This window comes from Streptomyces mesophilus (assembly GCF_011044995.1).
Taxonomy (GTDB): domain Bacteria; phylum Actinomycetota; class Actinomycetes; order Streptomycetales; family Streptomycetaceae; genus Streptomyces; species Streptomyces mesophilus.
The window spans coordinates 1-24212 of the sequence record NZ_JAAKZW010000009.1 but is presented as its reverse complement, the minus strand read 5'-3'; the positions used below and the strand labels follow the sequence as shown (position 1 = coordinate 24212).

The 24212-nt window shown below is 70.7% G+C and carries 21 protein-coding genes; 16 read left to right on the top strand and 5 right to left on the bottom strand.

Going from position 1 to position 24212, the window contains the following annotated elements; all coding sequences use genetic code 11:
* The first annotated feature begins 115 nt into the window (after nt 1–115).
* From G6045_RS05165 to G6045_RS05135, 7 genes are all read left to right on the top strand, one after another.
* A complete protein-coding gene (locus tag G6045_RS05165; RefSeq protein WP_165330597.1) occupies nt 116–3034 on the top strand; it encodes a glycoside hydrolase family 3 C-terminal domain-containing protein in 2919 nt (972 codons plus the stop codon).
* A 100-nt stretch (nt 3035–3134) separates the two neighbouring features.
* On the top strand, nt 3135–3599 hold the full coding sequence (locus G6045_RS05160) for an SRPBCC family protein (protein ID WP_165330596.1): 465 nt from the start codon (nt 3135–3137) through the stop codon (nt 3597–3599).
* A complete protein-coding gene (locus G6045_RS05155) occupies nt 3596–3934 on the top strand; it encodes an ArsR/SmtB family transcription factor (protein WP_165330595.1) in 339 nt (112 codons plus the stop codon). The genes G6045_RS05160 and G6045_RS05155 overlap by 4 nt, the downstream gene beginning before the upstream one ends.
* A 96-nt stretch (nt 3935–4030) precedes the next feature.
* The gene (locus G6045_RS05150; protein ID WP_165330594.1) at nt 4031–4483 is read left to right on the top strand and encodes an SRPBCC family protein; all 453 of its coding nucleotides are present in this window, start codon (nt 4031–4033) and stop codon (nt 4481–4483) included.
* Nucleotides 4484–4557: 74 nt separating this feature from the next.
* On the top strand, nt 4558–6072 hold the full coding sequence (gene arfA / locus G6045_RS05145) for an arabinosylfuranosidase ArfA (RefSeq protein WP_165330593.1): 1515 nt from the start codon (nt 4558–4560) through the stop codon (nt 6070–6072).
* A gap of 258 nt (nt 6073–6330) precedes the next feature.
* Nucleotides 6331–7671, top strand: a complete 1341-nt coding sequence (locus G6045_RS05140) for a phosphatase PAP2 family protein (RefSeq protein ID WP_235967569.1) — start codon at nt 6331–6333, stop codon at nt 7669–7671.
* 143 nt (nt 7672–7814) lie between these two features.
* Nucleotides 7815–8759: a LysR family transcriptional regulator gene (locus G6045_RS05135; RefSeq protein WP_165330592.1), complete on the top strand. Its 945-nt coding sequence runs from the start codon at nt 7815–7817 to the stop codon at nt 8757–8759.
* A gap of 31 nt (nt 8760–8790) precedes the next feature.
* Here G6045_RS05135 and G6045_RS05130 read toward each other — a convergent pair whose 3' ends face one another.
* A complete protein-coding gene (locus tag G6045_RS05130; RefSeq protein WP_165330591.1) occupies nt 8791–10356 on the bottom strand; it encodes a FadD7 family fatty acid--CoA ligase in 1566 nt (521 codons plus the stop codon).
* Nucleotides 10357–10658: 302 nt separating this feature from the next.
* Between G6045_RS05130 and oxc the strand changes: the two genes are divergently transcribed.
* The 6 genes from oxc to G6045_RS05100 all read left to right on the top strand — a co-directional run bounded on the left by oxc (nt 10659) and on the right by G6045_RS05100 (nt 17247).
* Nucleotides 10659–12404: an oxalyl-CoA decarboxylase gene (oxc, locus tag G6045_RS05125; protein WP_165330590.1), complete on the top strand. Its 1746-nt coding sequence runs from the start codon at nt 10659–10661 to the stop codon at nt 12402–12404.
* A gap of 280 nt (nt 12405–12684) precedes the next feature.
* A complete protein-coding gene (locus G6045_RS05120; RefSeq protein WP_165330589.1) occupies nt 12685–12996 on the top strand; it encodes a hypothetical protein in 312 nt (103 codons plus the stop codon).
* A complete protein-coding gene (locus G6045_RS05115) occupies nt 12989–14179 on the top strand; it encodes a hypothetical protein (protein WP_165330588.1) in 1191 nt (396 codons plus the stop codon). The genes G6045_RS05120 and G6045_RS05115 overlap by 8 nt, the downstream gene beginning before the upstream one ends.
* A gap of 8 nt (nt 14180–14187) precedes the next feature.
* Nucleotides 14188–14769, top strand: a complete 582-nt coding sequence (locus G6045_RS05110) for a hypothetical protein (protein WP_165330587.1) — start codon at nt 14188–14190, stop codon at nt 14767–14769.
* Nucleotides 14766–15281, top strand: coding sequence for a hypothetical protein (locus G6045_RS05105; protein WP_165330586.1), 516 nt, complete (start codon nt 14766–14768; stop codon nt 15279–15281). The genes G6045_RS05110 and G6045_RS05105 overlap by 4 nt, the downstream gene beginning before the upstream one ends.
* A 145-nt stretch (nt 15282–15426) precedes the next feature.
* On the top strand, nt 15427–17247 hold the full coding sequence (locus G6045_RS05100) for a CocE/NonD family hydrolase (RefSeq protein WP_408056299.1): 1821 nt from the start codon (nt 15427–15429) through the stop codon (nt 17245–17247).
* Here the strand turns inward: G6045_RS05100 and G6045_RS05095 are convergent.
* Both G6045_RS05095 and G6045_RS05090 read right to left on the bottom strand, forming a co-directional pair.
* Entirely contained in the window at nt 17244–17726 is a 483-nt protein-coding gene (locus G6045_RS05095; protein ID WP_165330584.1) for an HAD domain-containing protein, read from the bottom strand. The genes G6045_RS05100 and G6045_RS05095 overlap by 4 nt on opposite strands.
* Before the next feature lie 53 nt (nt 17727–17779).
* Entirely contained in the window at nt 17780–18379 is a 600-nt protein-coding gene (locus G6045_RS05090; protein ID WP_165330583.1) for a gamma carbonic anhydrase family protein, read from the bottom strand.
* Between the two features lie 204 nt (nt 18380–18583).
* Between G6045_RS05090 and G6045_RS05085 the strand changes: the two genes are divergently transcribed.
* Together G6045_RS05085 and G6045_RS05080 are read left to right on the top strand one after the other, a co-directional pair.
* On the top strand, nt 18584–19822 hold the full coding sequence (locus G6045_RS05085) for a flavin-dependent oxidoreductase (RefSeq protein ID WP_165330582.1): 1239 nt from the start codon (nt 18584–18586) through the stop codon (nt 19820–19822).
* A 39-nt stretch (nt 19823–19861) separates the two neighbouring features.
* On the top strand, nt 19862–20995 hold the full coding sequence (locus G6045_RS05080; protein ID WP_165330581.1) for a winged helix DNA-binding domain-containing protein: 1134 nt from the start codon (nt 19862–19864) through the stop codon (nt 20993–20995).
* A gap of 102 nt (nt 20996–21097) precedes the next feature.
* On the opposite strand, the gene G6045_RS05075 is transcribed toward G6045_RS05080, so the two are convergent.
* Both G6045_RS05075 and G6045_RS05070 read right to left on the bottom strand, forming a co-directional pair.
* Nucleotides 21098–22426: an enolase C-terminal domain-like protein gene (locus G6045_RS05075; protein ID WP_165330580.1), complete on the bottom strand. Its 1329-nt coding sequence runs from the start codon at nt 22424–22426 to the stop codon at nt 21098–21100.
* Nucleotides 22427–22474: 48 nt separating this feature from the next.
* Nucleotides 22475–23446, bottom strand: coding sequence for a 5-dehydro-4-deoxyglucarate dehydratase (locus G6045_RS05070; protein ID WP_235967568.1), 972 nt, complete (start codon nt 23444–23446; stop codon nt 22475–22477).
* Nucleotides 23447–23608: 162 nt separating this feature from the next.
* On the opposite strand from G6045_RS05070, the gene G6045_RS05065 reads away from it, so the two are divergent.
* Nucleotides 23609–24199: a response regulator gene (locus G6045_RS05065; protein ID WP_165330578.1), complete on the top strand. Its 591-nt coding sequence runs from the start codon at nt 23609–23611 to the stop codon at nt 24197–24199.
* Nucleotides 24200–24212: the final 13 nt, after the last annotated feature.

The window sequence follows — 24212 nt, the reverse complement described above, 5'->3', positions numbered from 1 at the left end:
GATCCATGACACGGGTCGAAGCGATTCGACCAGATCAGCCAGATCAGCCAGATCAGCCAGATCAGCCAGATCAGCCAGTTCAGCCAGTTGAGCCAGATGAGAAGGAGACACGTACGTGAAACGCAGAACCATGATCGCCATCCCGTTCGCCGCCGCACTCGCCGGCGCCGTCGCCGGACCGGCGGCCGCGCTCGGCGCCCCGGCCGCATCGCCGGCTGCCGCACGACTCGCGGGCCGCGTCGAGGAGTTGCTCGGCAAGCTCACCCTGGACGAGAAGATCTCGCTCCTGCACCAGTGGCAGCCGGCGATACCCCGTCTCGGGATGAAGGCGTTCCGCACCGGCACCGAGGCGCTGCACGGTCTGTCCTGGCTCGGCCCGGCCACCGTCTTCCCGCAGGCCATCGGCCTCGGCTCCACCTGGAACCCGGAGCTGATCGAGGAGGTCGGCTCCGCCGTCGGCGACGAGGTGCGCGGCCTGCAGCACGAACGCCCCGCGGGCTGGGGCCTGAACGTGTGGGCGCCGGTCACCCAGCTCCTTCGCGACCCGCGCTGGGGCCGCAACGAGGAGGGCTACTCCGAGGACCCGCACCTGGTCGGCGTGATGGCGACGGCGTACGCGAAGGGCCTCAGCGGCGGCGACCCGGACCACCTCAAGACCGCGCCCCTGGTCAAGCACTACCTGGCCAACAACAACGAGGTCAGGCGGGACCAGACCTCTTCGGACCTGCGGCCCCGGGTGCTCAAGGAGTACGAGGAGCCCGCGCACAAGGCGGCCATCGCGGCCGACGCGGCGTGCGGTGTGATGACCGCGTACAACCTGGTCAACGGCCGCCCCTGCACCGTCACCGACCTCAACAACTCGGTGCGCACCTGGACCGACCGCGCGCTTTTGAACGTCACCGACGCCTGGGCGCCCAACAACCTGCCCGCCAGTGGATCGCAGAAATACTTCGACACCCTCGCCGAGGCCGACGCCGCGATCCTCAAGGCGGGCCTCGACAGCTTCACCACCGATGACACGGACCCCTCCAAGACCATCGCGGCGATCAACGAGGCCCTGGACAAGGGCCTGTTGGCCGAGTCCGACGTCGACACCGCCGTACGGCACATCCTGGACATCCGTTTCCGACTCGGCGAGTTCGACGAGGACGGCGGCCCGCACGGGCGCATCGACAAGTCCGTCATCGACAGCCCGGCGCACCGGCGGCTCGCCCGCAAGGCCGCCGCCGAAGCGATCGTGCTCCTGAAGAACGAGCGCGGCGCCCTGCCGCTGGATGCCCGCGCGCTGCGGAAGGTCGCCGTCGTGGGCCCGCTCGCGGACACCCTCTACACCGACTGGTACTCCGGCGAACTGCCGTACCGCGTCACGCCGTTGGACGGGATCGCGAAGCGGCTCGGTGCGGGCGCCGATGTGGTGAGCAGCGAGGGCGTCGACCGGATCGCACTCAAGAACGCCTCGACCGGCGCGTACGTCACGGCGGGCGCGGGAGCGGCCGGCGCGGCCCTCAAGGAGAGCGCCACGGAGCCCGGCGCCACGGAGCACTTCGACGTGTTCGGCTGGGGCCAGGGCGTGGTCACGCTGCGGGCCGCCGCCAACGGCAAGGTCGTCGGCATGCGCGACCCCGGCGGGAGCGGCAACCAGTTCTTCAACGACCAGGCACAGCCCAACGGCTGGTTCGTCTCCCAGCTGTTCTCGCTCCAGGAGCAGAGCGACGGCACGGTCCTGCTCAAGTACGTCGGCTACGAGAACTGGCTCGGCGACAACGTCTACCTGCGTGCCCGCGCCGCGGACGGCGTCCTGGTCCTCGGCTCCGCGGCCGAGGCGAGCCGCTACACCCGCGAGATCGTGCGCGACGGCATCAAGGAGGCGGTCGCGGCGGCGCGGACGGCGGACACGGCCGTCGTCGTGGTCGGCTCCATGCCCTTCATCAACTCCCGCGAGACCGACGACCGCGAGGACATGGGCCTGGCCGAGACCCAGGCGGCGCTGGTCAAGGCCGTGCGGGCGGCCAATCCGAAGACGGTGGTCGTGGTGGAGAACAGCTACCCGACGACGCTCACCTGGGAACAGGAGCACGTCCCTGCCCTGCTCTGGACGACCCACGCGGGCCAGGAGACGGGCAACGCACTGGCCGACGTCCTCTTCGGCGACGTCAGTCCGTCCGGCAAGCTCACCCAGACCTGGTACCGCTCCGAGGACGATCTGCCGTCGCTGCTCGAATACGACAACATCAAGTTCGACCGCACGTACCAGTACTTCAAGGGCGAGGTGCTCTACCCCTTCGGGCACGGCCTCTCGTACACCTCCTTCCGCTACGGCAAGCCGCGCGCCGTCCGCGGCGGGATCGAGGTCGCGGTCACCAACACCGGGCGCCGCACCGGCGCCGAGGTCGTGCAGCTCTACACCCGGCAGCGCACCTCACGCGTCAAGCAGCCCTTGAAGAAGCTTCAGGCGTTCCGCAAGGTCACCCTGAAGCCGGGCCAGACGCGGACCGTCACCCTGCCGCTGTCGCGGGACGATCTGGCGCACTGGGACGTCACCCGTTCCCGGTGGGTGGTGGAGGAGAGCGCGTACGAGGTCATGGTCGGCTCGTCCTCCGGTGACCTGCGCGGCCGTACGACCCTGGAGGTGCGGGGCGAGACGGTCCCGGCGCGCGATCTGTCGCGCACCACGCGCGCGGAGAACTTCGACGACTACGCGGGCGTACGGCTGGTCGACGAGGCCAAGCCGCGCGGCACGGCCGTCGGCGCGGAATCCGCCCGGGCCTGGCTGCTGTTCGCCGACGCGGATCTGCGCGGCGGCGCGCGGCGTCTGACGGCGCGGGTCGCGAAGGAGTCGTCGGGCGAGGGAGCGGTCGAGGTCCGGCTCGGCGCTCCGGACGGCCGGCTGGCCGGCCGCGCGACGGTGACGAGCACGGGCTCGCGGTACGCGTACACGGAGGTGACGGCCTCGCTCTCGGGTGCCTCGCGGCGCCAGGACGTGTACCTGGTCCTCACGGAGGGGCTGCGGCTCGCCACATTCTCGCTGAGCTGACCACGGGTCCCCGCCCCTATGCGCAACCGATGGTTGCACATAGGGGCGGGTTGCTCTATCGTCATGTGCAACGAAAGGTTGCGCGACGATGGAGGAGAGCATGCAGCACGCCAGGATCGAACGGGAGATCCGGATCGACGCCGCACCCGACGTCGTCTACAAGGTCATCAGCACCCCCGAGCACCTCAGGCAGTGGTGGCCGGACGAGGCCGAGCTCACGCCGGCCGCCGGCGCCACGGGCGTCATCACGTTCGGCGACAAGGGTGCGCCGGACGCGAAGGTCGTACCCCTCACGGTCCTCGAAGCCGACCCGCCCCGGCGGTTCTCGTTCCGCTGGGTGTACGGCGAGGGCGAGTCCGCCGCGCCGTCCAACTCCTTCCTGGTGACCTTCGATCTGATCCCGTCGGGCGCGGGCACACTGCTGCGGTTCACCGAGACCGGGTTCGCGGAGAAGTTCTCCGACCAGGCCGAGCGTGAGCAGCAGTACGACGATCACGTCACCGGCTGGGACCACTTCCTGCCCCGCCTCGTCGCCTACGCCGCCCGGCTGGTGCGGACGGCGTGAGCGACACCGTCGACGACGAGCTCTGGTCCGCGGTGGGGGACCCCACCCGGCGCCGGATGCTCGACCTGATGCTGGCCGAGGGCGGCGGCACGGCGACCACGCTGAGCGAGCGTCTTCCCGTGACGCGGCAGGCGGTGGCCAAGCATCTCCAGCTGCTCGAACGGGTCGGACTTGTCCACTCCGCCGCCTCCGGGCGCGAGCGTCGCTTCCGCGTGGACGAAGGGCAACTCGCCCGCGCCGTCGAGCAGTTGTCCTCGGTGACCGCCGCCTGGGACGCCCGGTTGCAGCGCATCAAGCGGATCGCCGAAGCCATTCAGCGGGGTCAGGAGAACTGACCGCGGACGAAGCCTCATACGGAACCTCGTACGAAGCCTCATACGGAACCTCGTACGAAACCTCATACGGAACCGCAGACGACAAGGAGATACGACATGGTCGACATCCTGCACAGGATCGGAACGACGTCCACTCCCGAGAAGGTCTATGCCGCCCTGACCACGGTCGACGGTCTCGCGAGCTGGTGGACGCAGGAGACGTCCGGTGACAGCGACGTGGGCGGGATCCTCAAGTTCCGCTTCCACGGAGTGCCGATGCCCGACGGCTTCGACATGAAGGTGCTTCAGGCCGAGCCCGCCGAGCGCGTGCTCTGGGAGGTCGTCGACGGCCCCAAGGAGTGGATCGGTACGCGGATCGTCTTCGAGCTGAAGCAGGAGGACGGGTACACCATCGTGCTGTTCCGGCATGAAGGCTGGGAGGAGCCGGGGGAGTTCATGCACCACTGCAGCACCAAGTGGGCCACCTTCCTGATGAGCCTCAAGAACCTGACCGAGACGGGCAAGGGCGAACCCGCGCCGCACGACGTGCGGATCAGCAACTGGCATTGACGCGCGAGCGCGGCGACTCTACGGTCCCGTTCGATGTGACGATCAGCCTTCGAAATATCGAACAAAGGACCCTCATGTCCCGCGCTGCCCGCCTCACCCTCGACCCGGCCTTCACTGTGGGCCGGGTCGACCCCCGCCTGTACGGCTCCTTCGTCGAGCATCTCGGCCGCTGTGTGTACACCGGCATCTTCGAGCCCGGCCACCCCACCGCCGACGAGGCCGGGCTGCGCGGCGATGTGCTCGCTCTCGTACGGGAGTTGGGGGTCACCGTCATCCGGTATCCCGGTGGCAACTTCGTCTCCGGGTACCGGTGGGAGGACTCCGTCGGCCCCGTCGACGAGCGTCCGCGCCGTCTGGACCTGGCCTGGCGGTCCACGGAGACCAACCGTTTCGGGCTCGCCGAGTTCATGGCCTTCCTCAGGAAGCTCGGCCCGGATGCCGAACCGATGATGGCCCTCAACCTCGGCACCCGGGGCGTCGGTGAGGCCATCGAGCTGCAGGAGTACGCCAACCACCCCTCGGGGACCGCGCTTTCGGACCTGCGGGCGGCGCACGGCGACAAGGACCCGTTCGGCATCCGGCTGTGGTGCCTGGGCAACGAGATGGACGGCCCCTGGCAGACCGGCCACAAGACCGCCGAGGAGTACGGGCGGCTCGCGGCCGAGACCGCCCGCGCCATGCGGCAGATCGACCGCGACGTCGAACTGGTCGCCTGCGGTTCGTCGGGCCAGTCCATGGAGACCTTCGCCGCGTGGGAGGCGACGGTCCTCACGGAGGCGTACGACGTCGTCGACCACATCTCCCTGCACGCCTACTACGAGCCGGCGGACGGCGATGTGGACTCCTTCCTGGCCTCGGCCGTGGACATGGAGTCCTTCATCGAGAACGTCGTCGCCACCTGCGACCACGTCGGCGCGAAGCTCAAGTCGTCGAAGAAGATCAACCTCTCCTTCGACGAGTGGAACGTCTGGTACATGACCACGTCCCAGGAGGAGGCGGAGAGCAACCCCCTGGACTGGCCCGAGGCCCCGCGCCTCCTCGAGGACAGCTACACCGTCACCGACGCCGTCGTCCTCGGCTCGCTCCTGATCGCCCTGCTCCGCCACGCCGACCGCGTGAAGATCGCCTGCCTCGCCCAGCTGGTCAACGTCATCGCGCCGGTCATGACGGAGCCGGGCGGTCCGGCCTGGAAGCAGACCACCTTCTTCCCCTTCGCCGAGGCGTCCCGGTACGGCCGAGGCGAGGTCCTCGACGTCCGCGTGGACTCTCCCTCGTATACGACGAAGAAGTACGGCGAGGTGCCGCTGCTGCACGCCACGGCGGTACGCGGCGACGACGGCACGGTCACGGTCTTCGCGGTGAACCGAAGCCGGACCGACGAGCTGCCGCTCGAGGTGGCGCTGCGCGACCTCGGCCCGAGCGAGCTCATCGGTCACAGCGCGCTCGCCGACGCCGACCCGAACGCGCGCAACACCCTCGACGACCCCGAGCGCGTCACTCCGCACGAGGTCATCGGCACGTCCCTGGCGGACGGCACGCTGAAGGCGGTCCTCGAGCCCCTGTCGTGGAATGTGATCCGGCTCCGCTGAACCGTCCCGTGAGGCGGAGAGGGGCGATTCCCGGCCACGCGAACCACGGGGATCAGGACTTTGTTTCCATCCCTTCGAGGGCACGGGTCACAGCCGATGCACAGGGGCCCGAGCTGCTCCGTTAGCATGTTCGATCGCATGGAGATCGCGCGCATGAACCTTCTACCGGGAAGCAACGTCTTCAAGGACACATAGCGACCATCGAGCCAATATCGAGCGAACTGGCCAGGAGCATTGATACCGATTCCGTCGCGGGAATTGTCGCGCAGCAGCAGCCGTACGCGGGAGTCCGCACGGTGGCAGCCGAAGACCCTGCTCTGGGTCGCGGCGGGCGTCATCGCCCTGGGGTTCGTCGTGGGCCTGGAGGTCGCGGCCCGTCGCTACGGCGTGCCCGGACCGCTCACCCAGCAGGCGCGCGAACTGATCTTCGCGCCCGCCTCGGGACCGCTCCTGTACGCGGCCATGGCGCTGATGATGGTCGTGCTCACCAAGCGGGAGCGGTTCATCGCCTTCGGGGCCGCGGTCGGCATCGACCTGGCCTTCTGGGGAGCGCGCTGGGCCGTCGGCGCCGACATGAACTTCGGCAACGGCGCGCTGTGGGTGATGGCAGGCGTCGCCGCCCTCGCCGTCACCCGCCGCACCGGCCCGGAGCGGGTGCTGCTGCTCAAGGGCGTCGGCCTCGGACTGCTCCTGGTCGCCGGCCGCAAGACCGGTGACGCCTGGCTGCTGATCACCTCGAAGACCCGCCCGACCGTCCTCGACCCCTATCTCGCCACCGCCGACCACGCGCTCGGCAATCCCTCGTGGGTGGCCGGACGCATCCTGGAGGCCATCGGCCCGGTCGGCGCTCATGTCCTCGACTGGGTCTATGTGCAGCTCGCCGTGGCCGCGGTCGTCATCTCGCTCTACCAGCTGCGGAACGTCTCGGCCGACCGTCGCTTCCCGCGGCACCACCTCGTACGGACCTTCCTCCTGATAGGTCTGCTCGGGCCCGGCATCTACATGATCTTCCCGGTGGTCGGACCGGTCTTCGCGTACGGGATCGACGGCGGCCTGTGGGCGGCCGGCCAGGTGTGGCCGCACACGCCGGTGAAGCTGACCGCTCCGCAGGCGATCCCCTTCGACCAGATCACCCCGCGCAACTGCATGCCAAGCCTGCACACCGCATGGGCGACGGCGCTGTTCATCCACTCCCGCAAGGGGCCGCGCCTGCTGCGGTTCGCGGGCACGTTCTGGCTCGTGGCCACGCTCAGCGCGACGCTCGGGTTCGGCTATCACTACGGGGTCGATCTCGCGTCCGGCGTGGTGTTCGTCCTGACGATCGAAGCCGCGCTGCGCGCGCAGGAGCACGGCTGGGACCGTTCGGCGCTCAAGCTCGCCGGCTACGGCGCGGGCGTCTTCACGGTCATGCTGGTCATGTACCGGTACGCGTCCGTCGAGATGTCCCGCTACCCCGTGCTCTTCGGGCTGATCGTGCTGGGCGCGATGGGTTCGGTCATCTACGGCTACGTACGGATCAGCAGGCGCTGGGAGCACAAGCCCGTGCCGTCGCCGCGCCGGCCCGCTCTGCCGCGCCCCGCTGCCGCACCGGTTCCGTAGGACAGCAACTCCGTAGGACAGCCGCTCCGCAGGCCGGTCGCGCTCTGCGCAACTCCTTGTTGGCCCCCACCGCTTCGTCTACTGTATGCAATCTGCGATCCGGTGACCGGATCGGGCCATGCGCCGGGCGGGAGGGGCCACCCATGCTGTTTCGTCAGCTGGAGTACTTCGTCGCCGTGGCGCGGGAGCGGCACTTCGCGCGGGCCGCCGAGTCCTGTTACGTATCGCAGCCGGCGCTGTCCGCCGCGATCGCCAAGCTGGAGCGCGAGCTCAACGTCACGCTGATCAACCGCGGCCACACCTACGAAGGGCTGACGCCCGAGGGCGAGCGGCTCGTCGTCTGGGCCAAGCGGATCCTCGCCGAGCAGGAGGCGTTCAAGGCCGAGGTGGCCGCCGTGCAGTCCGGGATCACCGGGACCCTGCGGCTCGGCACGGAACCCACGGCGTCGACGACGCTGGCGCTGCCCGTGGGCGCGTTCTGTTCGGCGCATCCCCTGGCCAAGGTGCAGGTGCGCTCGCGGCTCGCCACCAAGGAGCTCCTGCGCCAGCTCAGGGAGTTCGAGCTGGACGCGGTGATCGGCTACTTCGGGGCCGACGACCAGGAGGGGCTGCAGATCGTTCCGCTGTACGAGGAGCGGTACATGGTCGTCTCCGGGGACCAGCTGCTGCCCCCGGCCGCGACCATGACCTGGGCCGAGGCCGCGCAGCTGCCGCTGGCGCTGCTGACCCCGGACATGCGGATCCGGCAGCTCATCGACGAGGTCCTCACCCGCAGCGGTCTTGTCGCGACCCCGCAGGTCGAGACCGACTCGATCGCGTCCCTGTACGCGCATGTCGGCGTGGGGGAGTGGGCCAGCATCGTGCCGCACTCCTGGCTGCGGGCGATGCCGGTGATCGGGCGGACGCGGGCGGTGCGGTTGGTGGCGCCGGATGTGCGGGCGCAGGTGTCCGTCGCGATTCACGCGGCTACGCCCGGGTCGGTGGCCGCCCGTGCCTTTGTCGCCGCCGCGACGGGGTTGTCCTTGGACGAGTTCTTCGAGGAGCCGTTGCCTGCGGGTGGGCGTCGGGTGCGGCAGCCTGTCGGGTGAGCGTCCGCATCCGAACTTCGTTCGGATCTGCTCAAGCGCCGCAGGGGCTGGTAGTGAACCTTTCCCTGACGGCCTGGCGGTCGAGGCCGCCCTGGGCCGTGTGCGGCAAGGAGGTGACGATCTCCACGCGGTCCGGTACCCCCTCGGACGCCAGCCGTCCCCGGCAGTAGCGCAGTACCTGCTCCGACCCCAGGTGCTCGCCCTCCCGCGCCACCACGGCCGCACCCACCCGCTGGCCCAACTCCTCGTCCGGCAGCGCGAACACCGCCGCTTCGAGAACGCCCGGGCAGCCCGCCAGGATGTCCTCCACGTACTCCGGGGAGATCCTGCGGCCGCCCCGGTGGATCAGGTTCTTGATCCGGCCCGACAGGAACAGATAGCCGTCCTCGTCGAGGCGGCCCAGGTCGCCGGTGCGCAGCCAGCCGTCCCGGAAACCGCGCGCGGTCGCCGCCGGATCGGCGAGGTAGCCGCGGGCCACGGCAGGACCGCGCACCCACACCTCGCCCTCCGACCCCGTCGCGCACGGCCGGCCCTGCGCGTCCGCGATCCGCAGCTCGACTCCGGTGGGCCGCCCGGCCGAGGCGTGCTTGAGGAAACCGTGCTGCGGAAGCGGTTCGCTGGTGACCTGATGCGTGGACTCCGTCATGCCGTACGCGGTCAGGAGCGGCGCCCCGAAGGTGCGTTCCAGGGCACGCTGCGTCGCCGTGTTGAGCGGGGCGCTGGAGCTGCGGACGAACTTCAAGGGGGCGGCGCGCGGACCGGGATAGTCGAGTTCCGAACGCTCCAGGAGCAGTTCGTGCACGGCGGGTACCGCGGTGAACCAGGTGGCCGCCACCGCCCGTACGTCATCCCAGAAGGTGGTGGCCGAGAACCGCCCGCCGTCGGGCAGCAGCACACAGCCGCCGCTCGCGAGGGAGGCGAGCAGCGTCGCGAACAGCCCGTGGCTGTGGAAGAACGGCATCACCGCGACCGTCGCGTCACCGGGCCCCAGTTCGTACGTGCCGCAGATCCCGCGGACCGCCGCCATCACGTTGATATCGGTGAGCGGAACCATCTTGGCGCGGTCGCTGGTGCCGACCGTGAACAGGACCAGTACGTCGGCGGGGTCGGGCCGGCCGTCGCCCCGTGCCTCGCGCACCTCGCCCTCCACCAGCGCCACCGCCCCGCGCGCCGCATCCACCGTCAGCGTCCAGGCCTCCGGCACGGCGACGTCGGGCGAGGCCAGGACGGCGCGCGCCGCCAACCCGGCCAGGCGCTCGCCGAGTTGATCCTTCGCCCAGCCCGGATCCACCGGTGCCACGAGGAGCCCGGCCCGGGCCGCGCCGAGCAGGCCGACCACGAACTCCACGGTGTTGGCGGCGACCAGCGCCACCGTGTCACCGCGTCGCAGCCCGGACCGGGTGAGCCGCTGCGCCGCATCCTCGGCCAGATCGCGCAGTTCGCGGTAGGACAGGCGGACCCGGTCGGCGCCGTGGACGAGGGCGGTGGCCGAGGGCCGTTCCCGTACCGGCCGGTCGAGGAGATCCGCGAGGCCGGTGATCGCCGGCGGACGGTACAGCGATACGCCCCGCACCGATGCTGCGGTCGCAGCGGCCATGACCACCACCTCTTCGTAAGGAAGAACCACCGGGGCGCAGCCCTCGTAAGGCCGCCGTCCAGTGAGCGTGCGCGGCCCGTCGGCGCACGTCCAATACGCACTGGCGACCAGCCGATAGCAGGTGCTTATCAACCGTGGCGAACCCCCAGGTGGCGAAGGGGAGTCGGCTGCTCGATAGACGCCGTCTATCGGCTGGTCGCCGATACGTCTTGGACGGCGGCGAGCGGGGTGCGCAAGGTGAGACCAGGAGCCGCACGCATGACTGCCGAAGCAGGTATGACGCTCAAGGAGGAGCTCGGACCATGACTGACACTGCTGCTGCCACCGACACCGCGGCGAGCGATGAAGACCGGGCCGAGCTCACCGACGGGTATCACCTGGTCGTCGACGCGCTCAAGCTCAACGATGTCGAGACGATCTACGGAGTCGTCGGCATCCCGATCACGGACCTCGCACGCCTCGCCCAGGCCGAGGGCATCCGCTACGTGGGCTTCCGGCACGAGTCCAACGCAGGGCACGCCGCCGCGATAGCCGGGTACCTCACCAAGAAGCCCGGGATCGCGCTCACCGTATCCGCGCCCGGCTTCCTCAACGGGCTCGTAGCGCTGGCGAACGCCACCACCAACTGCTTCCCGATGGTGCAGATCTCGGGTTCCAGCGAACGCCATCTCGTCGACCTCAAGCAGGGCGACTACGAGGAGATGGACCAACTCGCCGCCGCCCAGCCCTTCGTGAAGGCCGCGTACCGCATCAGCCGGGTCGAGGACATCGGCCGCGGCATCGCCCGTGCCCTGCGGACCGCGATTTCCGGCCGGCCCGGCGGGGTCTACCTGGACATCCCGGCCGCCGTACTCGGCTCGATCATGCCCGCCGAGGAGGGCGCGAAGACACTGAGCCGGCTGGTCGACCCCGCGCCTCGCCAGCTCCCCGCGCCCGAGGCCGTGGACCGCGCCATCGAGCTGCTCGCGTCCGCGGAACGCCCGCTCGTCGTGCTCGGCAAGGGCGCCGCGTACGCCCAGGCGGACGACAAGATCAAGCAGTTCATCGAGTCCACCGGCATCCCGTACGCCCCGATGTCGATGGCCAAGGGCCTGCTGCCCGACGGTCATCCGCAGTCCGCGGCCGCCGCCCGTTCGCTCGCGCTCAAGCGGGCCGATGTCGTGGTCCTGATGGGCGCGCGCCTCAACTGGCTGCTCAACCACGGGGAGCGGGGCTGGAACCCGGACGCCCAGTTCATCCAGATCGACATCGAGCCCAAGGAGATGGACTCCAACCAGCCCATCGCCGCACCGCTCGTCGGCGATATCGAGTCGGTGCTCGACGCGCTCGCCGAGCGCACCAAGCCCGGCCAGATCGCCGCGCCCCAGGCGTGGAAGGACGAGCTCGCCGCGAAGACCGCGGACAACGTGGCCAAGATGGCCAAGCGGCTCGAGGCGGATCCGCACCCGATGCAGTTCATGGGCGCGCTCAAGGCGGTACGGGACGTGCTGCGCGAGCGCCCGGAGGTGTACCTCGTCAACGAGGGCGCCAACGCGCTCGACATCGCCCGCAACGTCATCGACATGCAGGTGCCGCGCCACCGCCTCGACAGCGGTACGTGGGGCGTCATGGGCATCGGCATGGGGTACGCGATCGCCGCGGCCGTGGAGTCCGGGCAGCCGGTCGTCGCCGTCGAGGGGGACAGCGCCTTCGGGTTCAGCGGCATGGACCTGGAGACGATCTGCCGCTACAACCTGCCCGTGGTCACCGTCATCATGAACAACGGCGGTGTGTACAAGGGCGACGAGGCACCCGGCGGCGGCTCCAGCGACCCCGCGCCGACCGCCCTGATGAGCGCGGCACGGCACGACCAGATGATCGAGGCCTTCGGCGGCAAGGGCTACCGGGCCACCACGCCCGCCGAGATCACCGCCGCCCTCACCGAGGCGCTGGCCGCCGGCGGACCGGCCCTGATCGACTGCGTCATCGATCCGTCGGCCGGCACCGAGAGCGGCCATATCGCGCACCTCAACCCGAAGGGGCTCGGCAACTTCGGCGGCAAGAAGTAACGGGTCTCCTCGCGGCTGCAACGGTCGGGCCGGGCGCCTCCTCGTACGAGGGGTGCCCGGCCCGATGCGTGTGCGCAGGTGTCTTGACGCCGACCGCGGGCGGGGGCGGGGGCGTTGTGAGGTGCCGACGGCTGTCATCCGGCGTCCTGTGCGCCACCTGTCCGGGTGGCGGGCCTGTGCGCCGGGTCTGTTGCTCCACGCCCTGAATCCCCGGCCCGGTCCACGTACGGGTGAGAGCTGATTGCCCGATGAGCCGCCGACTCTGCCAAGGTGCTCGCCCATGACTGGTGAACACCCCGATCTGCGGGTGCAGACGACCGAGTTGGGCCGGTTCGCCAAGGCCCTGCACGACTCGGTGGAGTCGCTGGCCGAGGCGCGGCGCGCGCTCGACCACGTACGCGCCGACCAGATCGGCACGGCGGAACTCGACGCCGCCTGCGACTCCTTCCAGGACTCCTGGGGCCACGGCGCCGAGGAGCTCGGCGAGCGGATCGCCCGCATCCAGTCGGCGGTGGCGCACAGCCACAACGGGTACGTCGAGCTGAACCGGGCCATCGCGGAGGCGTTCAGGGCGGTGCGGGTCGATGGGTGAGGCGGGTCCGGCCGGCGGACCGTATCCGCACCTGGGGTTCAATCCCGTGCCGGGGAACCCCGCGGAGATCTCCGCGCTCCAGAAGCAGGTGGCGAAGTCGGCGAAGTCGCTGGGCACGGGCCACGAGCTGGTCGACCGTCTGCTCCGGTCGGCCTCGTCCTGGCAGGGCGAGGGCGGCGACGCGTTCCGCCGGGCGCTGTCGCAGGACCTGCCCAAACGGCTCCTGGACGCGCACCAGTCCCTCTCGAAGGCCTCGGGCGCACTGCTGCGCTGGCACGACGGCGTCGTCGACCGCCGACTGACGGCCCAGTCCTACGAGGACCGCGCGCGGGCGGCCGTCTCGGCGCTCACGGAGGCAGAGGCCCGGGCCGCCTCGGAGGACCCCGAGCAGCTCTCGAAGGCGCGGGACGCGGTGGCCGATGTGCGGCGGCTGGCGCGGGAGTTGGAGGGGGTGCATGCGGAGGCCGCTCGGGGTGTGGCTCGAGATCTCGAGGCTGCGGATGAGGGGTTGGCTCCGGAGGAGCCGGGGGTGCTGGACGAGGTTGTGGGGTTCATCGAGGAGGATCTCGGCGATTACCTGTCGGTGGCGGCGTCGGTTGCGGGGCTGGCGGCCGTTCTGGCCACACCTCCGGTCGGGGTCGCCATTGCTCTGACGATTGCTGCGACGGCGAGTGCGGGTGCGTTCGGGTTGCACGCAAGGGATCCGAAGATCCGTGACGCGGTCTGGGGCGGCCTCAGCGAGGGCAAGTTGGACGCCAAGTTCTGGGACGGCGCGGTCACGCTGATCGGTGACGGCATCGGTGCCCTCCCTGTCCTCGGCTTGGCCGCGGGTGGCACGAAGGGTGCGGTTACCGCCGTCAGGGCGGCCGGCTCGGTGGATGACGCTGCCCGTGCCGGGGCGATGGGCCTGGTGGACGGCGCGAAGGCGACCGGTCTGGAGATGGCCAGAGGAACGAATCGCGTGACCGAATGGGCCTTGCACGGCGTCAGCTCGGGGACGAAGGAAGCAGTCGAGGCAGGCATCGCGACCGCGGGCGTGGCGACGAGTCTGGGGGACGTGACCCCGCTGAAGGACGACGAGACCTACGAGACCGTAGCGCCGGCAGTCGATGGCGCGCGCATCGTCGCAGATGACATCCCCAGCACCTTCGCGCGCCTGTCGCGCGCCGCAACAACCCTGTGAGGACCTCCATGGAAGACAGGCCGCAACTGTGGTTCCGGCTGCCTCCGGGATACCAGCAGTTCGACCCGGCAGGCCTGAATCCGATTCGAGAGCGCGCTCCCGAATGGGCCTATGCCCTGGACGAGATCTTCCGCCACGGCACGTTCTACGCGGCGTTGGGGCTGCACCGCACTGACGTGTACGAAGCGGTGGCCACTTCGCTGTTCACCCTGTCCTCCACCCGCACGCTGGTGAGCGATCCCCAAGTGGCCGCCGCCCGGGCCTTGATCTCCCGCGAGGGGTGGGTTCATTGGACCGCAGGCACGTGTGAGCTGCGTACCGTCGCACGGACAACTGCCGCCGCATTCACTACCGGGGTACTGCGCTGCGACGACGAGGGCGCCGCGACAGTGTGCCAGACCGCGTGCACCTTTCTGATTCCTGGCACTCCGACTCTGATCACAGCGACGCTGACCAGCTCCGATCTCACGCAAGCGGAGGCGTACGCGGAGATCCTCAGCGCCGTGGCGAGCACGATCAGTTTCGAAGAGCCGAAGCATGCGCGTGCACCACGACAACCCACATCTCGCATCGCGGAGTTGATCACATGACCACCCAATCCCTCGCCAAGGCCGCGATGGACGAACCGGCTACGGCGAACAGCCTCAAGCGCGCGCGGGAGCGTGGGACGGTGTGGGCCCTGGTGGTGCTCGCGGCCATCGCCGCCGGCGTGGTTGTGGGCTACGCCTTCATCGCCAGCAGCTGGTCAGTACTGGCGTTCGTTTTCTCGATGATCGCAGCCGTCATGTCTGTGCAGGTGGGCATGGTGTGCGTTTACAACTCGTGGCGGGCGCGCCGCATCCTGCGGGCATACCCGTGGCAGGAGATGCCGTGCCGGCGAGTGGACAGCCCAGGTAACTACCGCCTCCGCGTCGAGATGCCCGGCTCGGAAGGTGAGCTGCTCCTCCAGTCCGTCGCCTTCAGCTACACCGTTGCGCGGCGTGGCGGCGACGACCCTCGGGCGATTTGGTACGCAGGCCCGCCCACAGGAAAGGGAGTTGTCGCGCCCGTCGGCGGTCACCTGCCATTCCGTGTCGTCCGGGTGACCAACCCGGACCGCTGAATCGCGCCGACCGAGACCCTGGAGCAACCCAAGGTTGAGAAGAATCCGCGCAGGTTCACGAATCCCACCGCGCGCTTATTGACCCGTGAGTAACCAACCCCCCACGATGACCTCGATTCCCGAACCTACCGGTCGGTATAACCCCGTGGAGGTCACCGTGCCCCGAGCCGTGCCCAGATCCCGCGCCACCCTCACCGCAGCCATCGGCACCGCGGTCGCAGCCCTCGCCGCACCGCTCGCCCTGACCGTGCCGGCGACGGCGGCGACCGCGCCGGACCTGGGTGAATACACCGTCACCGCCCTGAAGTTCACCGTCGACACCGGCGACCGCACCTGCGTCGTCGACGCCGACCTCTACCGGCCCGCGGGGGTCGACGCCCGGCACACCGCCCCCGCTGTGATCACCACCAACGGGTTCGGCGGGAACAAGGCCGACGGGGGAACGGCCGGTGCGGCCAAGGCGTTCGCGCAGCGCGGGTACGTCGGGCTCGCCTACTCCGGGCTCGGGTTCGGGAACTCCGGCTGTCTGATCTCCCTCGACGACCCCCGTATCGACGCGAAGGCCGCCTCCGCGCTCATCGACTTCCTCGCCGGCAAGCGCGCGGCAGACGACGGGACGAAGGTCGACTACGTCACGGCGGACGGCGGCGGCCAGGGCGACGATCCGCGCGTCGGGATGATCGGCGGCTCGTACGGCGGGGCCATCCAGCTGGCGACCGCGGCCGTCGATCACCGGGTGGACGCGCTCGTTCCGCTGATCACGTGGAACAACCTCGCCTACGCGCTCGACCCGCAGAACGCCGTGGGCACCGACGTGCCCGGTGCGTACAAGTGGCAGTGGGCCAACGGGTTCTATCTGATGGGGGAGGGGCAGCCGCTGCTCGTCCCCTCGCTCGACCCCTCCCGGATCAACAAGCTGACCTGCCTGCACTTCGTCGACCGGGCCTGCGACACGATCCGGATGCTGAACTCCGGCCGCTACCCCGCGGGGCGGACCGACGAGCTGCTCGACTATGCGCGGAGCGTCTCGCCGGTCTCGTATCTGAAGCAGGTCGAGGCGCCGACGCTGCTGGTGCAGGGGCAGGCGGACTCGCTGTTCAACCTCAACGAGGCGCAGGCGACGTACGAGACGCTGCGCGCGCAGGGCACCACGGCCAAGATGATCTGGCAGTCGTGGGGGCACAGCGGAGGGATCACGGACCCGGCGAGCGGTGAACTGAGCCTGGGCTCGGGCAACTTCGAGACGAGCTACGTCGGGCAGCGGGTGCTCGCCTGGTTCGACCGCTATCTGCAGGGCGATGACGGTGCCGACACCGGGCCGGACTTCGCGTACTACCGTGACTGGGTCGCCGATCCGCAGCGGACCTACGCCAGCGCGTCGCGACCCCCGTCGCCGACCACCACGTACTACCTCTCCGGCGACGGCAAGCTGGTCGACAACCGGCGCAAGGTGGTGCGCGGCAGCCGTGAGTACCGCAACTGGCTGATCCCCACCTCGCACTCCGAGTCCTCGCTCGCCGGCCTGATCGGTCTGCCGGACCCCGCGCCGTACGACACCCGCGGCACGTATCTCGACTGGTCGACCGAGCCGCTCGCCGAGGCGACAGACGTCGTGGGCAGCCCGAAGGCGACGCTGAAGGTGGTCTCGCCGAGGACGGAGCGCGTCCAGAACTCGTCGGACGCCGCCGACAAGCTGGTGCTGTTCGCGAAGCTGTACGACGTGGCGCCGGACGGCACGAAGACCTTGGTGCACCGGCTTGTCGCGCCCGTGCGTGTGCCGGACGTGACCAAGCCGTTCACGGTGTCCCTGCCGGGCATCGTGCACCGTTACGAGAAGGGGCACCGCATCCAGTTCGTGATCGCGGCGAGCGACGGGGCCTACCTCGGCAACAAGGGCGTCAAGCCGGTCACGGTGACGAGCGCACCGGGCGACACGGGCACGGTGCAACTCCCGGTCGTACGTTAGCGGTCGAGCTCAGCCAGCCAGCGCCCGACGGCGGCCAGGTCGTCCTCCGTCAGGCCGGCCTCAGGGGCGACCCGCAGGAGCAGCGCCGGTCCCGGGTGGTTCTCCACCACCCAGGACCGGTCCCGCTCACCGATCTCGTCGTCGATCCAGACGAAGGGGCGGCCGCCCGCCCACGCGACGATCGGCCGCGTCTTCCAGTGCAGCGGCCCCTGCGGCCGCCCGCCGTCCTCCCACCCGAGCACGGGCAGCTCCGGCAGCCCGAGCCGGGGCGCCACCTCCGCGTTGGCGTCCTCGCCCCAGGTGGTGGCCCAGACCGGCTCGCAGGGCAGGGCGAGCAGGCGAGGGCCGAGTGCGGGATTGATCCGGGCCAGGAGCGGGTTCGTGTCCGAGGTGGCGGACATGGGCCCGTACGTCGGGTGATCGGCGCCGCCGAAGGGGATGAGCGGGCCGTCGACGTCGAGGAAGAGCAAGGGGAGCATCCGCGTACCGTAGAGCGAGAGTCGCCGAGGCGTATGCCTACGCCCTCGAGCCGTTACGGCTCGTCGATCACGCGGTCCGTGCGATGTGCTCCGTAGTACTCCGACTGGCGGGCCATGATCGTGTGCATCGGGGTGCCGCGGTCCACGTGGTACACGGTGCGGGGGAAGTCCAACTCCATCTGCGCGGGCTGGAGTTCCTCGTGCCGGTCGGGGGAGAAGAGGCGGGCCGGGGTGCCGGCCGCGATCCAGCCGATCGGCAGGACGGTGTCCGGCGGGAGGGTCGAGTTGGCGTGCAGGACGCTGTTGATCCGCAGCTCCGCACGCGTCCCGGCCACCGCACCCGGGAACACGGAGGCGCCCGTCGCGACGAAGACCTCGTCCTCGATCGTCGCCCCGTTGACATGGGCGTGCGGGCCGATCAGGACGGAGGAGCCGACCGTGGCCGGATGCCCGTCCCGGCCGCGCAGCAGCGCCTGTTCCATGACGACGGTGTTCGCCCCGATCCGCACCTCGCCGTCCTCGGCGGTCAGGACGGCGCCGTGCAGGACCCGGACGCCCTCGCCCAGGGTGACGGCGCCGCAGAGTACGGCGGAGGGGGCCACGTAGGCGGACGGATGGACGGAGGGCCGGCGGCCGCGGTGTTCGATCAGCATGAAGGGAGCGTACGAGCCGTGGGGCGGGTGCTTGCGGCGGACCTCCGAGCCGTGGGGCGGGTGCTCCCGGCGGAGTGAGGCTTCCGGACCGGCCGGGCGAGGCTTCCTGCCCGGGCAACTATGGGCAGGGATAGCCCTGTTGGCCACCGGGGCCGCCGGCCGACGCGGCCCGCGGGCCGGACGAGGAAGGGCGGTACGGCGGACATGACCCACGTCCTCATCGCGGGCGCCGGCATCGGCGGACTCACCGCGGCCCTGTCCCTGCACGCCGCGGGCCTCGGCGTCACGCTCGTCGACGCGGCCCACTCGCTGCGGCCCCTCGGCGTCGGGATCAACCTGCTGCCGCACGCCGTACGGGAGTTGACCGAGCTCGGACTCGGCACCGTCCTCGCCGAGACCGGTGTCCCCACCGCCGAGATGGTCCACTTCGACCGGCACGGCAACCGCATCTGGGGCGAGCCGCGCGGCCGCGCACTCGGCTACCACTGGCCGCAGTACTCGCTGCACCGCGGCGATCTGCAACGGCTGCTGCTCGACGCGGTGCTCGCCCGCATCGGTGAGATCACGACGAACGCCGCCGTGACCGCCTTCCGCGACGAAGGCGACCGCGTACGGGTGGACTTCGCCGGCGGCGGCACCCTGGTGGCGGACGCACTGATCGGCGCCGACGGACTCCACTCGGCCGTCCGCGCCCAACTGCACCCAGGCGAGGGCCCGCCGCTGTGGAACGGCATCCGTATGTGGCGCGGCCTGGTGGAGACCGCCCCGTTCCTGGGCGGCCGCACCCTCGCCGTCGCGGGAAGCAACGAGAGCGCCAAATTCGTCGCCTACCCGGTGTCGCGCTCCGCCGGGATCCGCGGCCGCGCCCTGGTCAACTGGGTCGCCGAGGTACGCCTCGGGGGCCCCGGCCGGCCGGCCGCCGACTGGGATCGAGCCGGTCAACTCTCCGACGTACTACCGCACTTCGCCGACTGGCGGCTCGGCTGGCTCGACGTCCCGGCGCTGCTCGAGGCCACCGGCCGCATCCTCGAATACCCGATGGTCGACCGCGACCCGCTGCCCTGGTGGGGCCGAGGCCGGGTCACCCTGCTCGGTGACGCCGCGCATCCGATGTACCCCATCGGTTCCAACGGCGCCTCCCAGTCGGTCCTCGACGCCCGCGCGCTGGCCCGCCACCTGGCGACGGCGCCCGGTCCCGAACAGGCCCTCAAGGCGTACGAAGCCGAACGCCGTCCCGTCACCAACGCCCTGGTCCTCGCCCACCGCGCCATGCCCGCCGACCGGCTCCTGGCCACGGTCGCCCGACGCGCCCCGGACGGCTTCACGCGGATCGAGGACGTACTGACCGCCGAGGAACTGGCCGCGTTCCACGCCGCCTACCGCACGACCACGGGTGCGGACGTCGCCGATCTCAACAACCGTGAGTCCTGGTCGGTGGGCTGAACCCGGCCGGTTGTCCGAGGTGGGCGGCATAATCCCGACGTGACCCTCTCCCCGCGCCGTCTCGCCCTCGCCACCCTGGACCGGCAGCTCCTCCTGGAGCGCCGGCCGATCGACGTGACGGACGCGGTACGGCGCCTGTGCGCCCTCCAGGCGCAGACGCCCGCCTCCCCGTATCTCGCGCTGTGGAACCGCGTCGCGGACCTCGCGCCCGAGCACTTGGACGCGGCCTTCGCGGACGGCCGGATCGTCAAGGCGAGCCTGATGCGGATCACGTTGCACGCCGTCCACGCCGAGGACTACCCGGCCTTCCACGCCGCGATGCTGAGCTGTCTGCGGGCCGCGCGCCTGTACGACCGGCGCTTCACCGACACGGGGTTGAGCGCCGAGGACGCCGACACCCTGCTCGCCGACCTCACGCCGTATCTGCGCGCATCCCGCACCGGCGCCGAGGCGGAGGCCGAGGTCGTGGCGCGGCTCGGCGCGGGCACCGAGCGCGCCTGGTGGGCGCTGCGCACCTACGCGCCCCTGCACCACGTGCCCTCCGGCGGCCCCTGGTCCTTCGGCCACCGCAACACCTTCCGCGCCGCACCGCCGGCGCCCGAAGTGACGGCGGCACAAGGGGCACAGCAGCTGCTGCTCTCGTATCTACGGGCCTTCGGACCGGCGACGGCACAGGACTTCGCGCGGTTCACGCTGCTGCCGAGCGCCACGGTCAAGCACGCCGTCGAGGCCCTCCGCGACACCCTGCGCCCCGTCGGCGGAACCGGACGCGCCGTGCTGTACGACCTGCCCGGGGCCACCGTGCCGGACGAGGACGTGCCCGTACCGCCGCGGCTGCTGCCCATGTGGGACAGCTCGCTGCTCGCGCATGCCGTGCCGGGCCGGTTCATGCCGGCCGAGTTCCGGCCGGCGGCCGTCCGCCGCAACGGCGATGTGCTGCCCTGCCTCCTGGTCGACGGGCAGGTCGCGGGCGTGTGGCGGTCGCTCGACGGCGGAGGTCTGGAACTCACCGCGTTCCGCAAGCTCACGGTGGGTCAGTGGCGCGGTCTGACGCAGGAGGCCGAACGCCTCGTCACCTGGCTCGCGGACCGTGATCCCGAGGTGTACCGGCGGTACGGGCACTGGTGGGACAAGGGGATGCCGGGGGTCGAGACGCGGATCGTCAAGGGCTGATCGGTCGCACGCGCATCGTCAACGCCCGACCAGCCGGGCCCCGACCAGCCGCGCCCCCGAGCAGCCGCGCCCCTGACCGGCCGCACCCCGAGCAGCCGCCCCTCACCTCACCAGACAGGGCCGCTTCGGGTCGAACTCCCAGCCGGGGACGAGGAATCGCATCCCCGCCGCATCGTCGCGCGCCCCCAGCGCCTTCTCCTTGTACAGCTCGTGCGCGGCGAGCAGCCGGTCCCGGTCCAGCTCGACGCCGAGCCCGGGCGCGTCCGGAACCGCGATCTCGCCGCCCACGATCCGCGGCGGCTCGACCGTGAGCCGTTCCAGGCCCTCCTGCCAGATCCAGTGCGTGTCCAGGGCGTTGTACGCGCCGGGCGCCGCGGCGCCGCAGTGTGTGACCATCGCGAGCGAGATGTCGAAGTGGTTGTTGGAGTGGCAGCCCCAGGTGAGACCCATCGCGTGGCACAGCTGCGCGACACGGACCGAGCCCCGCATGGTCCAAAAGTGCGGGTCCGCCAGCGGGATCGAGACCGACTGGAGCGCCAGCGCGTGGGTCAGCTGCCGCCAGTCGGTGGCGATCATGTTGGTGGCCGTGGGCAGACCGGTCGCGCGCCGGAACTCCGCGAGGACCTCGCGGCCCGAGTAGCCCTCCTCGGCGCCGCACGGGTCCTCGGCGTACGCGAGGACGTCGCCGAGCGGAGCGCACAGCTCGATCGCCTCGCGCAGGGACCAGGCGCCGTTGGGGTCGAGCGTGATGCGCGCGCCGGGAAAGCGGTTCTTGAGCGCGACGACCGCCTTGACCTCCTGCGCCCCGTCGAGGACACCGCCCTTCAGCTTGAAGTCCTTGAAGCCGTACAGCTCGTACGTGGCCTCCGCCTGCCGCACGATCGCCTCCGGCGTGAGGGCCTCCTCGTGGCGGATGCGGTGCCAAGCGTGGTCCGCGTCCGGTTCGCGGACGTACTCCAGGTCCGTGCGGTCCGGGTCGCCCACGTAGAAGAGATAGCCCAACACGCGTACGGAGGAACGCTGTTGACCCTCCCCGAGCAGCGCGGCCACCGGTACGTCCAAGTGCTGCCCGAGCAGGTCGAGGAGCGCCGATTCGACGGCCGTGACCGCGTGCACGGTGGTGCGCAGATCGAAGGTCTGCGCACCACGGCCGCCCGCGTCCCGGTCGCGGAAGCGGTCGCCGATCTCGCGCAGGACCCGCTGGTAGTCGCCCACCTTCGCGCCGAGGACCAGCGGCTCGGCGTCCCGCAGCGTGCGGGTGATCTTCTCCCCGCCGGGCACTTCGCCGAGCCCCGTACGGCCCTCGGAGTCGGTGAGCACCACGATGTTGCGCGTGAAGTACGGGCCGTGGGCGCCGGAGAGGTTCAGCTCCATGCAGTCGCGGCCGGCGACCGGGTAGACGGCGAAGGAGGTGACGGTCGGCTGGGTCATCGGTGCGGCTTCCTGTTCTACGGGCGCGGCAAGGGCGGGGAGGTCGGTTCAGCGCGTGGCGTCGGCCAACCTCAGCCCGGTGTCCAGGAGTTGGTCCAATGCGGCGAGATCGGCGGCCGTCGGGTCGGTCAGCGGCGCACGCACCGGACCGACGGGCAGACCGCGCAGCCGGGCGGCCGCCTTGACCAGCGAGACCGAGTAGCCGGGGACCGTGTCGCGCAGCTCGACCAGCGGGACGTAGAACTCCCGCAGGAGCTTGTCGGTGGTGGCGAGGTCGTCGGCCTGGAGGGCGGCGAAGAAGGCGTTCGCGATCTCGGGTGCGAAGGCGTGTACGGCCGAGGAGTACGCGGGGACGCCGACGGTCGCGTACGCGCGGGCCTGGATCTCCGCGGTCGGCGCGCCGTTGAAGAAGAGGAACCCGTCCGGCGCGGCGAGCGTGAGGCGCTGAAGCCGGTCGAGGTCGCTGTGCCCGTCCTTGAGCCCGATCACCCCCGGGATCCGGGCAAGGGCCCGCACGCCGTCGGCACTGAAGGTGACCTGGCCGCGCTGGTAGGCGATCAGCGGCAGCGTGGCGCCGGCGGCGATCCGGCGCACCTGCTCGACAAGGCCGGCCTCGGGGGCGGCCACCAGATAGTGCGGGAGCACCAACAGGGCGTCCGCGCCCGCTTCTTCGGCGATCCGTGCGAAGCGCAGCGCCTGCGCCCAGCCGTAGCCGATCCCGGCGACGACGGGGAGCCGCCCCGCGGCGATCTCGACGGTCGCCTCGACCACCGCGCGGTACTCGTCCTCGTTCAGCGCGTGGAACTCACCGGTGCCGCACGCGGGGAAGACGGCGCCCGGCTCGGACGCCAACTGCCGCTCCACGTAGGACCGGTAGCCCTCGAGGTCCAGCGCCCCCTCGTCGTCGAAGCTGGTCAGGGGGAAGGAGAGCACGCCGCGAACCATGCCCTCGCGCAGTCTCCGGGTGAGGTCCGCCCGCCGGTCGTTCGTCTCCGTCGGCTGCGCTTCGTTCCCCGTCATGGCTCTCATCCTCATATGTAGACGGCGTTCGCGTATGAAGATGGAGGCTAGGTCGATGAGGAGGCGAGGTCAATGGGCCGCGGCTAAACCGCTTTCTCGCATCCGCTCCTGCGCGGCCCCGTCCGCGCCCTACCCTGGACAGGTGAGCGAGGGGGCCGGCATATGGCGGGTGGTGAGGAGAAGGTTCTCCTGGTCGATGACCACGAGGACAACCTGTTCGCCCTGGAAAGCGCGCTGGCGCCGCTCGGCCAGCCCTTGGAGCGGGCGACCAGCGGCAATGACGCGCTGAAGTCGCTGCTGCGCGGCGGGATCGCCCTGGTCCTGCTTGATGTGGTGATGCCGCAGGTCAGCGGTCTCGATGTGGTCCGCTACATGCAGCGCGTCGAACAGACCCAGCACATACCCGTGATCCTGCTGACCGGGTTCGGACGGGACAGCGAACTGGCCCGTGTCGCCTATCGCCTTGGCGTCGCCGATCTGGTGATGAAACCGGTGGACCCCTGGTCGCTGCGGACGAAGGTGCGCTATCTCCTGGCCCAGCGCCGCCGGATGCAGGCGCTCGACATCCAGGTCCGGCTGCAGGATGTGGAGCTGCGCTCGCTGCGCTCCCAGCTGGAAGCCGCCCGCTCCCCGCACGCCGCCGTGCCGTTGCCCCACCCCGACGTGCGGGTCCCGCATCAGCAAGGGCCGCACGGGCAGCCCGGCGAGGACCGCAAGCAGCGGTCCCAGTTCGCCGAGGAGGGCGAGGCCTGACTCCCAACTGACC